Genomic DNA, 12,572 nt, shown 5'->3' with positions numbered 1-12,572 from the left:
ATGCCCTATTCATTTGGTCTCGGGCACTCCCCATAGTTAAGTGGGCTCGCCTGAGGAATCAAACCGCAAAAGGAACAATCGCCCGTGTCGGTCGGAATGGCTGCCCCCCGCGCTCCCTTTTCCTGCGATCCGGATCGCAGCCGGGGCCGCCTGTTCGCCGAGCCGCCGTCGCGCACCCGCAGCCCGTTCCGCCGGGATTGCGACCGGGTGATCCATTCCACCGCCTTCCGCAGGCTGAAGCACAAGACCCAGGTGTTCGTCTTCCACGAAGGCGACCACTACCGCACCCGCCTGACCCATTCTTTGGAAGTCGCCCAGATCGCCCGCGCGCTGGCCCGCCAGCTCGGCCTCGACGAGGACCTGACCGAGACGCTGGCCTTGGCGCATGATCTTGGCCATCCGCCGTTCGGCCATGCCGGGGAGCGCGCGCTCAACCGCTGCATGGCCGACCATGGCGGCTTCGACCACAATGCCCAGACATTGCGCATCGTAACCTCGTTCGAGCAGCGCTATCCGGATTTCGATGGGCTCAACCTGACCTGGGAATCGCTCGAAGGCATCGTCAAGCACAACGGCCCGTTGCAGGGGACCATCCCGGCGGGAATCGCCGAGTTCAACGCCGGCTTCGACCTGGAGCTATGGAGCTACGCCTCGCTCGAGGCCCAGGTCGCCGCGCTGGCCGACGACATCGCCTATGACGCCCACGACATCGACGACGGGCTGCGCGCGGGCCTGTTCGTGGTCGACGACCTCAAGCAGGTTCCGCTGCTTGCCGCGATGATCGAGGAGATCGACAGGCACTATCCGGCGCTCGACCCCATCCGGCGCGGGGCGGAGCTGGTGCGCGAGCTGATCTCCTATCTGATCGCGGCCGTCGCGGCCGAGGCCGAACGCCGGATCGCCCAGGTGAAGCCGGTTTCGCCGCATGACGTCAGGCGCCACACGGGGGCTCTGGTGGCGTTTCCCGCCGAGGTCGCCGAGCACGAGGCGACCATCAAGGCGTTTCTCTGGCAGCGGATGTATCGCCACGAGCGGGTGATGCGCGTGATGCGCGACGCCGAGCGCATCGTCGAGGATCTCTTCGGCCGCTATCAGAAAGACGGAGCGACCTTGCCGGCCGGCTGGCTCGACGGCTGCCAAGGAGAGGGCGATCGGGCGCGCCGGATCGGCCACTTTATCGCCGGAATGACCGACCGTTTCGCGTTAACCGAGCACCACCGGCTTTTTGACTCGACTCCGGATTTGCGTTAGGCGGCGGCATGGTTGAACAAGCGTCCACCCCCTATCTTTTTGCCGACATGCTGGCCCGCGTGCACGCCATCTGCGCCGCGCTCGCCAAGGATGGCGGCTGGCCCGAGGGCATCGATTTCTCGCGCGTGGTGGTCGAGCCGCCGCGCGATCCGAGCCATGGCGACATGGCCACCAACGCCGCGATGGTGCTGGCGAAGGAGGCGAAGTCCAAGCCGCGCGATCTCGCCGATGTCATCGCCGAGCGGCTGCGCGCCGACGCCCTCGTCGCGAAGGTCGACGTCGCGGGCCCCGGCTTCATCAATCTTACGCTGCAGCCGACCGTCTGGGCCAAGGCGCTCGGCACGATCCTGCGCGAGGGCGCGGATTACGGCCGCGTTGCGCCGGTGCCGGGCGCGCCGAAGGTCAACGTCGAATACGTCTCGGCCAATCCGACCGGGCCGATGCATGTCGGCCATTGCCGTGGCGCCGTGTTCGGCGACGCGCTGTGCAGCCTGTTGCAGTTCGCCGGCCGCGACGTCACCCGCGAGTACTACATCAACGACGCCGGCGCGCAGGTCGACGTGCTCGCACGCTCTGCCTTCCTTCGATATCGCGAGGCCCTCGGCGAGGACATCGGCGCGATTCCGGACGGGCTCTATCCCGGCGACTATCTGAAGCCGGTCGGGCAGGCGCTGAAGGCCGAGCACGGCGACAGGCTGAAGGCGATGCCGGAGGCCGAGTGGTTGCCGATCGTGCGCGACAAGGCGATCGCGATGATGATGGCCGAGATCAAGGACGATCTCGCCGCACTCAACATTCGTCACGACGTGTTCTTTTCGGAGCGGTCGCTGATTGCGGGGGCGACCAACAAGGTCGCCGAGACCATCGAATTCCTGCGCGGACGCGGCGATGTTTATGAGGGCCGCCTGCCGCCGCCGAAGGGGGCACCCGTCGAGGACTGGGAGGATCGCGAGCAGCTCCTGTTCCGCGCCACCTCCTTCGGCGACGACGTCGATCGTCCGCTGATCAAGTCGGACGGCAGCTACACCTACTTCGCCTCCGACATCGCGAACCACCGGCACAAGTTCGAGCGCGGCTTCGCCGATCTCATCGACGTGTTCGGCGCCGATCACGGCGGCTACATCAAGCGCATGCAGGCGGCGGTCAAAGCCGTGACCGCGGCGCAGGCCACGCTCGACGTCAAGGTCGTGCAGCTCGTCAAGCTGCTGCGCAATGGCGAGCCGGTGAAGATGTCGAAGCGCTCCGGCGACTTCGTCACCTTGCGGGAAGTTGTTGATGAAGTGGGGCGCGATGCGGTCCGTTTCATGATGCTCTACCGCAAGAATGACGCCGTGCTCGATTTCGACCTCGCCAAGGTCATCGAGCAGTCGCGCGACAATCCGGTCTTCTATGTTCAGTATGGTCACGCGCGGGGCTACTCGGTGTTCCGCAATGCCCGCGACAAGGTCCCGGAGCTTCCGGAAGAGGAGGGCGCCCGGCTGGCGTTTCTGCGCGAGGCCAATCTCGAGCGGCTTTCCGACTCGTTCGAACACGACCTCTTGAAACGGCTGGCGCTCTACCCACGTACGGTGGAGAGCGCGGCCCTGGCGCATGAGCCGCACCGGATCGCCTTCTACCTCTATGAACTTGCAAGTGAATTTCACGCCCACTGGACTCGGGGGCGGGATTTGCCCTATTTACGCTTCATTATCGATGATGATGCAGAATTGACCAAGGCACGCTTGGCCATGGTTCAGGGCGTCGTCTCGGTACTGGCGTCGGGACTTGCGATCTTGGGCGTTAATGCTCCTGATGCAATGCGCTGATTGGGGGAAACACGCGACTTCAGTTGGGGGCCTCAATCTGGCAGGGTCCGCCTTAGGACGCATATGCGGCTCACCCGCAGGGACGCTTCATCACGATGGCTGATCGTTACCAGGACAGACCCTTTCCCGCTGATGGTTTTGGCCGCGGTGGAAACCAGTCGGCCGATGCCGATCCGCTCGCTGAGCTCGCCCGCCTGATCGGACAGAACGACCCCTTCGCACAGTCTGGCCGGGGCACCCCCCAGGCCCAGCCGCGGCCGACGGCCCGGCCCGCGGCGCCGGTTCCCGAGCAGCCCGCACCCGGCATGCCGCCGGCCGGTGCGCCGGCCTGGATGCAGCGTGCCCAGCCGGCCGCAGCCAACCCGTTTGCCGACATGGGGCGTGAGCCTCAGCAGCCCGCGCCGGCGCCGCCGTCGTTTCCGGCCGGCTACCAGGATCCGCGTGCTCAGCCGGCCTTCCCGGAACAGGATTTCGCGCCTGCCGCAGCACCTCGGCCGCAGCCCGGCTTTCCCAATGCCGAGTTTGCCGATCAGCTCTCGAAGCTCGATTACAGCGTCGGCGACTCCCGGCATGGCTTCGCGGAGAATGAGCGCGACTACGACCGTGGCAACGGCTTCGACGACAACGAGCCCGATTCGTCGCGCTATGACGATGCGCTGTTCGGCCAGATGGGCGGCGGACAGCAGGGCTTCCAGGGCGACGATGGTTTCCAGGACGGCCAATACGGCTATCAGGACGGCTACGACGAGGGCGAGGAAGAGGAGCGGCCCCGGCGGCGCAGCGGCATGAGCACGGTGCTCGCGGTGCTCACGCTCGCGGTGGTCGGCACCGGGGGCGCCTATGGCTACAAGACCTACATCTCCTCGGCGCGCACCGGCGAGCCGCCGATCATCCGGGCCGACAACAGCCCGACCAAGATCATGGCGCAGCAGGATACCACGCCGAAGGTGCCGGATCGGCTGCTCGGCAATGATGGCGGCGAGAAGCTGGTGTCCCGCGAGGAAGCCCCGATGGATCTGAACACCCGCGGCGGCGGCAATCCGCGCGTGGTGTTTCCGCAGATGAGCCAGAACGGATCGCCCCCGCCGGCGAGCATGCCGAGTGTCACGCCGGCGCAGATCGCCAACGCCAATGGCACGCTGCCCAACAGTGATCCGCGTCCGATCAAGACGCTCTCCGTCACCGGAGGCAATCCGCCGCCCGCAACGGATGCGCCGATGCCGGCCGCGCCGGCCACCAAGGCGGCGGCAACGAAGGGCCGCAAATCGCCGGCGAATGCCAATGCCTCGGCGGCGACGGACAGCCCGATGCCGCTGACCCCGCAGCCTGCCGCGGCGCCGACGCCCGCACGCATCGCGACGGCCGTTCCGGTCACCGAACAGACCCAGACCGAGCGCACCGGCGGCTATCTGGTCTCGATCTCGTCGCAGGCCAGCGAAGCCGAGGCGATGACGTCGTACAAGTCGGTGCAGGACAAATACGGCGCCGTGCTCGGCAAATATGAGCCGATCATCAAGCGGATGGATCTGGGTGAAAAGGGCGGTGTCAAGTATCGCGCCGCCGTCGGGCCCTTCGCGACGAAGGAAGAGGCCAACAAGATGTGCGGAACGTTGAAAACTGCCGGCGGACAGTGTTTCCCGTTTAGCAACAATTAAGGCTCGCTTGACCGACCCCGAGGCGGGGTCTATGCGGCCCGCATGACCATGCGGGCTTTCATTACCGGCATCTCCGGCCCTGACCTCACCGACGCCGAGCGCGCGTTCATCCGGGATGCGAAGCCCTGGGGCTTCATCCTGTTCAAGCGCAACGTCCAGTCGCCGGCCCAAGTGACTGCCTTGGTTCAGGAATTGCGCGATTGCCAGGGGCGGGCCGACGCCCCGGTCCTGATCGACCAGGAGGGCGGTCGGGTGCAGCGCCTGGGCCCGCCGCACTGGCCGGCCTATCCCGCCGGTATCGTGTTCGACCGTCTCTACGACCTTGATTCGGCCGCAGGCCTCCGCGCCGCCTGGCTCAGCGCCCGCCTGATCGCCGACGATCTGCACAGCCTGGGGATTACCGTCGACTGCCTGCCGCTGGCCGACGTCCCCATCGCCGGCGCCGATGCGGTAATCGGGGACCGGGCCTATGGCACGAATCCGGCCAAGGTGGCGGCCATTGCCCGGGCGGTGACGGAGGGGCTGGAGCAGGGCGGGGTGCTGCCGGTGCTCAAGCACATCCCCGGCCATGGCCGCGCCACCGCCGACAGCCACCATCGGCTGCCGACCGTGGACACTCCGGAATCCGAGCTCGATGCCACCGATTTCGCCGCGTTCAGGCCGCTCGCGGACCTGCCGATGGCGATGACTGCACATGTTGTGTTTAGCGCGATCGACGCCGCCCATCCGGCCACGACTTCTGCGACAATGATCCAGCGGGTGATTCGCGAGCGGATCGGGTTCCAGGGTTTGTTGATGAGTGATGACGTTTCCATGAACGCTTTGGCCGGCTCGATCGCCGAGCGCACGCGCGCGATCGTCGCGGCGGGCTGCGACATGGTTCTGCATTGCAACGGCAAGCTCGACGAGATGCAGGCCGTCGCGGCCGAGACGCCGGAATTGACCGGCCAGGCTTTGATCCGCGCCGATCGCGCGCTGGCAGCGCGCAAGGCACCCACGGGCTTCGACCGCAGCGCTGCGCGCGCCGAGCTCGACGCCCTGATCAACCGGTTGGGACCCGCGAGCGCATGACCGCTGAAATTCTGTCGTTTGAAACCGGCCGTCCCACGACGGAGCTGGCCGAGGCCGAACCGGCGTTGGTCGTCGACGTCGAGGGCTATGAGGGCCCGCTCGACCTGCTGCTCGCGCTGGCGCGGCAGCAGAAGGTCGACCTTGCCAAGATCTCGATCCTGGCTTTGGCCGACCAGTATCTCCAGTTCATCGAAGCCGCGCGCAAGATCCGGCTCGAGCTGGCGGCCGACTATCTGGTCATGGCGGCGTGGCTCGCCTTCCTGAAATCGCGCCTGCTGCTGCCGGAGCCGCCGGCGCAGGAGGGCCCGAGCGCCGAGGAGATGGCGACTGCGCTGGCCAACCGGCTGCGCCGGCTGGAGGCGATCCGCGAGGCCGCCAACCGCCTGATGAACCGGCCGCAGTTCCAGCGTGACGTGTTCCCGCGCGGCAATCCCGAGACGATCGCCGAGGTCCGCAAGCCGAAGTTCACGGCGACGCTGTTCGACCTGCTGTCGGCCTACGCCATCCAGCGCCAGGCGCGGGTCGTGACCTCGGTCCATATGGCCAAGCGCAACGTCTGGTCGCTCGCCGAGGCGCGCGCGACGCTCGAACGGCTGGTCGGGATGACCGAGGTCTCCGACGACTGGGGATGTCTCGACGACTATCTGCTGACCTATGTGCCCGAGCCCACGCAAAAGGCCACCGTCTTCGCCTCGAGCTTCGCGGCCGTGCTGGAGCTGGTCCGCGAAGGCAAGCTCGAACTGAACCAGAAGCAGGCGTTCGCGCCGCTGTATTTTCGTAAGCGTCCACCGAACCAGCCCGGCGCCATGGCTGCGCCGGACTTGACGGTTGAGTAACGAAGAAGGAGACCCTGCCATGGCAAGCTTGGCGGAACTGCGGATGGAAGAGCCCGACGAGATCGCGACGAGCGAGCCTGAGGTGCGCCCCGAAGAGTTGCGCATCCTGGAGGCGCTGCTGTTTGCCTCGGCCGAGCCGCTCGAGCAGGCGACGCTTGCCAAGCGTATGCCTGAAGGTGTCGATATCAAGGCCGCGCTGGCGCAGCTGCAGGCGGAGTACGCCAATCGCGGCGTCAATCTCGTGCGCGTGGCCAGCAAATGGACGTTCCGCACCGCGGGCGATCTGGCCTGGCTGATGACGCGCGAGAGCACCGAGACCCGCAAGCTGTCGCGCGCGGCGATCGAAGTGCTTGCCATCGTTGCCTATCACCAGCCGGTGACGCGCGCCGAGGTCGAAGAGATCCGTGGCGTGGTGACCTCCAAGGGCACGCTCGACGTGCTGCTGGAGACCGGCTGGATCAAGCCGCGTGGGCGGCGCAAGACGCCGGGCCGGCCGCTCACCTTCGGCACCACCGACGCGTTCCTCGCGCAGTTCAGCCTGGAGACCCTCGGCGATCTGCCGGGCCTCGAAGAGCTGAAGGGCACAGGCCTGCTGGATTCGCGGCTGCCGACCGGCTTTACCGTTCCGACGCCGTCGGACGATCCGACGCTGCGCGAGGACGAGGAGCCGTTGGATCCGGGCGATCTCGACCTGGCGCTGGCGCCCGCAGTCGAGGCCGAGCCGGGCGAAGCAAAAGCGGCAGAGGCGGAGACGTCCGAGGCGGAAACGGCCGTCGCCGAGACGGGCTTTGTCGACACCGGTTCCGTCGAAACGCTGCTCGATACCGCAGAGGCCGGTGTCGCGGAGGCCGGAATCGCGGAAGCTGAGGCTGCCGTTCTGGATGACGAGACTTCGTCGCATGTTGCCGTCGGTGATCTGGAGATATCGACCGTCGAGGTGGACGCTGAAACCAGCGAGACGGGCCTCGAGGTCGAGGAGCTTGACGACGAGGAACTCGACGTCGAGGAGGGCGAAGTCGAGGACGTCGCGGCCGAGCAGGAGCAAGAGGCTGTTGCTGAGCTGGCCGACGCTTCGGCGGAGGAGAACGACACCGAGTCCGATATCGACGATGACGCCGAGGGCGATGCCGAGGCCGGCGAGGGTGACCGCGATACCGACGAGGATGGCTCGCCGGACCGAGAGGCGTAACGGCCGGTGCGGCGTTAACACTCGCGTTATTACGTAGCTCCGGCCGCGATTTGCCGGAGCTTAAGTGCTTGTTTTTGGGGGCGGCGACGCCTACCTTCCGCCCCAGATCGGGCTATCCGCGCGCTGTTTTCGGCCCCAGCCGCATGGTGTTCGTTGCTGTTTCGCAATCGAATGCTAGAAGCGAAGTGTCGCGGCCAAGCCCATGGATATGGCGCGGTTTCGGCGGTAGCGTCGACGGGCAGCTGAGGGAAGGCTGCGCCGGTGTTTGGAGGGTTGCAGGATGGGTTCGCTTAGCATTTGGCACTGGATCGTGGTGATCGCGGTCGTCCTGCTGTTGTTCGGGCGCGGCAAGATCTCCGATCTGATGGGCGACGTCGCGCAGGGCATCAAGGCCTTCAAGAAGGGCATGCAGGACGACGACAAGGCGCCGGAGAAGACCGAGCCGGTCAAGTCGATCGATCACGGCGCCACGCCTTCGGCCACCCGCACGGATGTCGGCAGCAAAGCCGTTTGATCTGCGCGTGAAGGGCGCGGGCGGCGCGCGCTCCCGCAAGGGTGGACCTGCTCGGACGGGGCAGGGCGGGACCAGAGACGTCGTCGCGTAGGCGGATTGTTAGATGTTCGATATCGGGTGGAGTGAGCTGCTCGTCATTGGGGTCGTCGCGCTGATTGCGATCGGCCCCAAGGAGCTTCCGGGCGTTCTGCGCATGGTCGGGCAGTGGATGGGCAAGGCCCGCCGGATGGCGTCCGAATTCCAGGGCCAGTTCCAGGAAGCCATGCGCGAGGCCGAGATGGCCGACCTCAAGAAGAGCTTCGACGAGGTCAAGGAGGCCGCGAGCGGCTTCTCCCCGAGCGGCATGATGTCGTCGCTGCAGCGTGACGTCGACAAGGCGCTCGACATCGAGGGCGTGGACAAGCCCGCAGAGCCGATCATTCCGACCTCGCCGGAGCCGGTGGCTTCCGCCGAGACGCCCGTCACCCCGACCACACCTGTGCCTCCGACTCCGGAAACCTTCGTGGAAGCCGAGGCGCATCAGGCCGTCAGCGAGCCGCTGGCCATCGTGCGCGAGATCAAGCCCGAGCCGCAGCCCGCCGATCCGGCCGCGTCTTCTGAGGCCGAACGTCTGAAGGACGCCAAAGCGTCATGAGCGCCGAAGACATCGAGGCCAGCAAAGCCCCATTGATGGACCATCTGATCGAGCTGCGGTCGCGTCTGATCAAGGCGCTGCTCGGCTTCGGCCTAGCGTTCATCTTCTGCTTCTTGTTCGCCAAGCAGATCTACAACATCCTGGTGCTGCCGTTCGTCTGGGTCGCGGGACCGGAGAACAGCAAGTTCATCTACACGCAGCTGCTCGAATATTTCGTCACGCAGCTCAAGCTCGCGATGTTCGGCGCGGGCTTCATCTCGTTCCCGATCATCGCGACGCAGATCTACAAGTTCGTCGCGCCCGGGCTGTACCGCCACGAACGCAATGCGTTCCTGCCCTATCTGATCGCGACACCCGTCTTCTTCGTCCTCGGCGCCATGCTGGTCTATTTTGCGGTGTGGCCGATGATCGTGCGCTTCTCGCTCGGCATGCAGCAGCTCGGCGGTCCCGAGACGGCGCAGATCGCATTGATGCCCAAGGTCGGCGAGTATCTTTCGCTGATGATGTCGCTGATCTTCGCCTTCGGCATCGCCTTCCAGCTGCCGGTGATCCTGACCCTGCTCGGCCGGATCGGCATCGTCACCTCGCAGATGCTGAAGGAGAAGCGGCGCTATTTCATCGTCATCGCCTTCATCATTGCCGCCGTGCTGACGCCGCCGGACGTGCTGAGCCAGGCTTCGCTGGCGCTGCCGCTGCTGGCGCTCTATGAAGGCGCGATCATCGCGGTCGGCATTGTCGAGAAGCAGGCGGCTGCGGCCAAGTCCGGTTCCGACAAGTCCGGAGCCGACTCATCGTCGGGCTCGGGCAATCTGCCGGCCAACCCGTCAGAATAGGGCGATCAGGTTGCCCGGGTTCGCCCGGGCGCCTGTTCCCATCGGCGGCCATTCGCGGTAGTGCATGCGCGCCCGCGGATGCCGCGGCGACTCGCCCCTGTCTTTTCGTTCCCAGGACCGAACGACCATGCACGACATCAAATCGATCCGCGACAATCCGCAAGGTTTCGATGCGGCGCTGACGCGCCGGGGTCTCGCGCCGCTGTCGTCGCAGCTGCTCGCCATCGACGAGCGGCGGCGTGCCGCGATCCTGGCCTCCGAGCAGGCGCAGGCCCGGCGCAACGCGGCCTCCAAGGAGATCGGCGAGGCCAAGAAGGCCAAGGACGATTCGCGCGCGTCCGCGCTGATGGAGGAGGTCGCCAAGCTCAAGACGACGATGCCGGAGCTGGAAGCTGCTGCGAAGCAGGCCGACGAGGAGCTCGCGCGCGAACTGTCCGCGATCCCCAATCTGCCGCTCGACGAAGTGCCCGACGGCAAGGACGAGCACGACAATGTCGAGCGTCACGTGTTCGGCGCCAAGCGCAACTACGCCTTCGCCCCGAAGCCGCATGACGACATCGGCACCGCTCTCGGCATGGACTTCGAATCGGCGGCGAGGCTGTCGGGCGCGCGGTTCGTTGTGCTGAAGAAGGGGCTGGCACGGCTCGAGCGCGCGATCGGGCAGTTCATGCTCGACCTGCACACGACCGAGCATGGCTACACCGAGATCAATCCGCCGCTGCTGGTGCGCAACGACGTGATGTTCGGCACCGGACAGCTGCCGAAATTCGAAGACGATCAGTTCTGGGCCGTGAGGGGTGAACTGCTCATCGCGCCCGATGAGCGTCTGAAGACCGATCGGCTCGGCCTCATTCCCACCGCCGAGGTCGCGCTGACCAATCTCGTGCGCGAATCGATCGTCGACGAGAAGGAGCTGCCGATGCGGCTCACCGCGCTGACGCCGTGCTTCCGCGCGGAAGCCGGTGCGGCCGGACGCGATACCCGCGGCATGATCCGTCAGCACCAGTTCACCAAGGTTGAGCTGGTGTCGATCACCACGCCGGAGACCAGCAAGGACGAGCACGAGCGCATGCTGGCCTGCGCCGAGGAGGTGCTGCGCCGGCTCGATCTGCATTATCGCGTCATCACGCTGTGCACCGGCGACATGGGCTTCTCGTCGCAGAAGACCTACGACATCGAGGTCTGGATGCCCGGGCAGGGTGACGGCGGCGCCTTCCGGGAGATCTCGAGCTGTTCGGTCTGCGGCGACTTCCAGGCCCGCCGCATGGACGCGCGCTATCGCGGCAGCGACGGCAAGCCGCGCTTCGTGCACACATTGAACGGCTCCGGCACCGCCGTCGGCCGGGCGCTGATCGCGGTCATGGAGACCTATCAGCAGGCGGACGGCTCGATTGCCGTGCCCGACGTGCTGCAACCCTATATGGGCGGCCTCAAGGTGGTCGCTGCTCAGTAGGCGGCGAACTCCATCCAAGCGCGGTCGCCGCTTGCGCGGCGTCCGCCTATCCGTATGCTCGATGCTGTTCAGCGGCTGCTTTTCAGAGTGGGCGCCATGGCCCTGCATCGGGATATTTTCTGGATTGGGCGGCAATGGGCCGTCACCGGCTCCGGCATCCAGGCGGTCGATCAGCGCCTCAAGGGCGCGTTCGACGTCGCTCGTGCGGCGGTGTGGGATGACGGCTTGGCAGAGGCTCTCAGCCCTCAACCATGGTTCAACGCGGCTGACTTCGAGAAGGCGCTGAACGTCGCGCGGGCCCGGTTTCCAGCGGAGCCGCGGCCCGAGGCTGCAGCGGCGGCGCCTGCGCCGAAAGCGCCCAACGGATCTTCCACCTCCGCAGTCCCGCTCCGGCTCGGCGCCGGCGGCAAACTCGCGAGGTTCCTGCCGCAGTGGCGCGTCCGGTCGTGAGTCGCTGAGGCAGCCCTGTCAGCCGGTTTGCCTCGATACTGCGCAGCGGTTAAGACACGCCGGCAATGTCTTGAACGGGATGGAAGGGCGGCCATGCGGATTCTCTGCACCAATGACGACGGGATCCACGCGCCCGGCCTGAAGGTGATCGAGGAGATCGCGCGCGCGCTGTCCGACGACGTCTGGATCGTCGCCCCCGAGCTCGACCAGTCCGGCGTGTCGCATTCGTTGTCGCTGAACGATCCGCTGCGGCTGCGCGAGGTTGGTCCCCGGCATTTCGCGGTCCGCGGCACGCCGACCGACTGCGTGATCATGGGCGCCCGGCACATCCTCGGAGAGAAGCGTCCGGATCTGGTGCTGTCCGGGGTCAACAAGGGCCGCAACGTTGCCGAGGACGTGGTTTATTCCGGCACCATCGCCGGTGCCCTCGAAGGCACAATCCTCGGCCTGCCGTCCTTCGCGCTGTCGCAGGAGTTCAGCATCGCGACGCGCGACAAGCCGTCCTGGGATACCGCGCTGAAGTTCGGCCCGCAGATCATCCGCAAGGTGCTGGACGCGGGCGTGCCGAAGAACACTGTCATCAACGTCAACTTCCCATCCTGCGCGCCCGACGAGGTCCGCGGCATCGTCGTCACCCGCCAGGGCAAGCGCAATCTCGGTTTCTTGAAGGTCGATGAGCGCCGCGACGGGCGCGGCAATCCGTATTTCTGGATCGGTTTTGATCGCGCTGCCGCCCTCGACGTTCCCGATGAGGGGACGGATCTCGCGGCGCTGGCCGCGCACTACGTGTCGGTGACGCCGCTCCGTCTCGACCGCACCGATGAGGCGTTCTCCGGCAAGCTCAAGGACATCCTCGGCTGACCGCGGGCTTCAGGCCGGCC

At 66.4% G+C, this 12,572-nt stretch carries 12 protein-coding genes; all 12 read left to right on the top strand.

From position 1 onward, the window contains the following. Nucleotides 1–84: 84 nt before the first annotated feature. The 12 genes from NLR35_RS02550 to surE all read left to right on the top strand — a co-directional run bounded on the left by NLR35_RS02550 (nucleotide 85) and on the right by surE (nucleotide 12,552). Nucleotides 85–1,251, top strand: coding sequence for a deoxyguanosinetriphosphate triphosphohydrolase (locus NLR35_RS02550; RefSeq protein WP_257164976.1), 1,167 nt, complete (start codon nucleotides 85–87; stop codon nucleotides 1,249–1,251). An 8-nt stretch (nucleotides 1,252–1,259) separates the two neighbouring features. Next, nucleotides 1,260–3,056 carry an arginine--tRNA ligase gene (gene argS, locus NLR35_RS02545; RefSeq protein ID WP_257164975.1) on the top strand — a complete coding sequence of 599 codons (1,797 nt, stop codon included), beginning with the start codon at nucleotides 1,260–1,262 and terminating at the stop codon, nucleotides 3,054–3,056. Between the two features lie 95 nt (nucleotides 3,057–3,151). Next, nucleotides 3,152–4,711, top strand: coding sequence for an SPOR domain-containing protein (locus tag NLR35_RS02540; protein ID WP_257164974.1), 1,560 nt, complete (start codon nucleotides 3,152–3,154; stop codon nucleotides 4,709–4,711). Between the two features lie 42 nt (nucleotides 4,712–4,753). After that, a complete protein-coding gene (nagZ, locus tag NLR35_RS02535) occupies nucleotides 4,754–5,782 on the top strand; it encodes a beta-N-acetylhexosaminidase (RefSeq protein ID WP_257164973.1) in 1,029 nt (342 codons plus the stop codon). Further along, nucleotides 5,779–6,618 carry a ScpA family protein gene (locus NLR35_RS02530; RefSeq protein ID WP_257164972.1) on the top strand — a complete coding sequence of 280 codons (840 nt, stop codon included), beginning with the start codon at nucleotides 5,779–5,781 and terminating at the stop codon, nucleotides 6,616–6,618. Before nagZ ends, NLR35_RS02530 begins: the two co-directional genes overlap by 4 nt. A 19-nt stretch (nucleotides 6,619–6,637) precedes the next feature. Then, entirely contained in the window at nucleotides 6,638–7,807 is a 1,170-nt protein-coding gene (gene scpB / locus NLR35_RS02525) for an SMC-Scp complex subunit ScpB (RefSeq protein WP_257164971.1), read from the top strand. Nucleotides 7,808–8,087: 280 nt separating this feature from the next. Further along, nucleotides 8,088–8,321 carry a twin-arginine translocase TatA/TatE family subunit gene (locus NLR35_RS02520; protein ID WP_006614346.1) on the top strand — a complete coding sequence of 78 codons (234 nt, stop codon included), beginning with the start codon at nucleotides 8,088–8,090 and terminating at the stop codon, nucleotides 8,319–8,321. A gap of 103 nt (nucleotides 8,322–8,424) precedes the next feature. Continuing rightward, nucleotides 8,425–8,955, top strand: a complete 531-nt coding sequence (gene tatB / locus NLR35_RS02515) for a Sec-independent protein translocase protein TatB (RefSeq protein ID WP_257164970.1) — start codon at nucleotides 8,425–8,427, stop codon at nucleotides 8,953–8,955. Next, nucleotides 8,952–9,788, top strand: a complete 837-nt coding sequence (tatC, locus tag NLR35_RS02510) for a twin-arginine translocase subunit TatC (protein ID WP_257164969.1) — start codon at nucleotides 8,952–8,954, stop codon at nucleotides 9,786–9,788. The genes tatB and tatC overlap by 4 nt, the downstream gene beginning before the upstream one ends. A 127-nt stretch (nucleotides 9,789–9,915) precedes the next feature. Further along, entirely contained in the window at nucleotides 9,916–11,241 is a 1,326-nt protein-coding gene (gene serS, locus NLR35_RS02505) for a serine--tRNA ligase (protein WP_257164968.1), read from the top strand. Between the two features lie 96 nt (nucleotides 11,242–11,337). Beyond that, nucleotides 11,338–11,691, top strand: a complete 354-nt coding sequence (locus tag NLR35_RS02500) for a hypothetical protein (RefSeq protein WP_257165229.1) — start codon at nucleotides 11,338–11,340, stop codon at nucleotides 11,689–11,691. Between the two features lie 93 nt (nucleotides 11,692–11,784). Continuing rightward, the gene (gene surE, locus NLR35_RS02495) at nucleotides 11,785–12,552 is read left to right on the top strand and encodes a 5'/3'-nucleotidase SurE (RefSeq protein WP_257164967.1); all 768 of its coding nucleotides are present in this window, start codon (nucleotides 11,785–11,787) and stop codon (nucleotides 12,550–12,552) included. Nucleotides 12,553–12,572 lie beyond the last annotated feature (20 nt).

Origin of the sequence: Bradyrhizobium sp. SRS-191, from assembly GCF_024586915.1 — a bacterium.
GTDB lineage: Bacteria > Pseudomonadota > Alphaproteobacteria > Rhizobiales > Xanthobacteraceae > Bradyrhizobium.
This window is presented reverse-complemented; position numbering and strand designations above follow the sequence as displayed.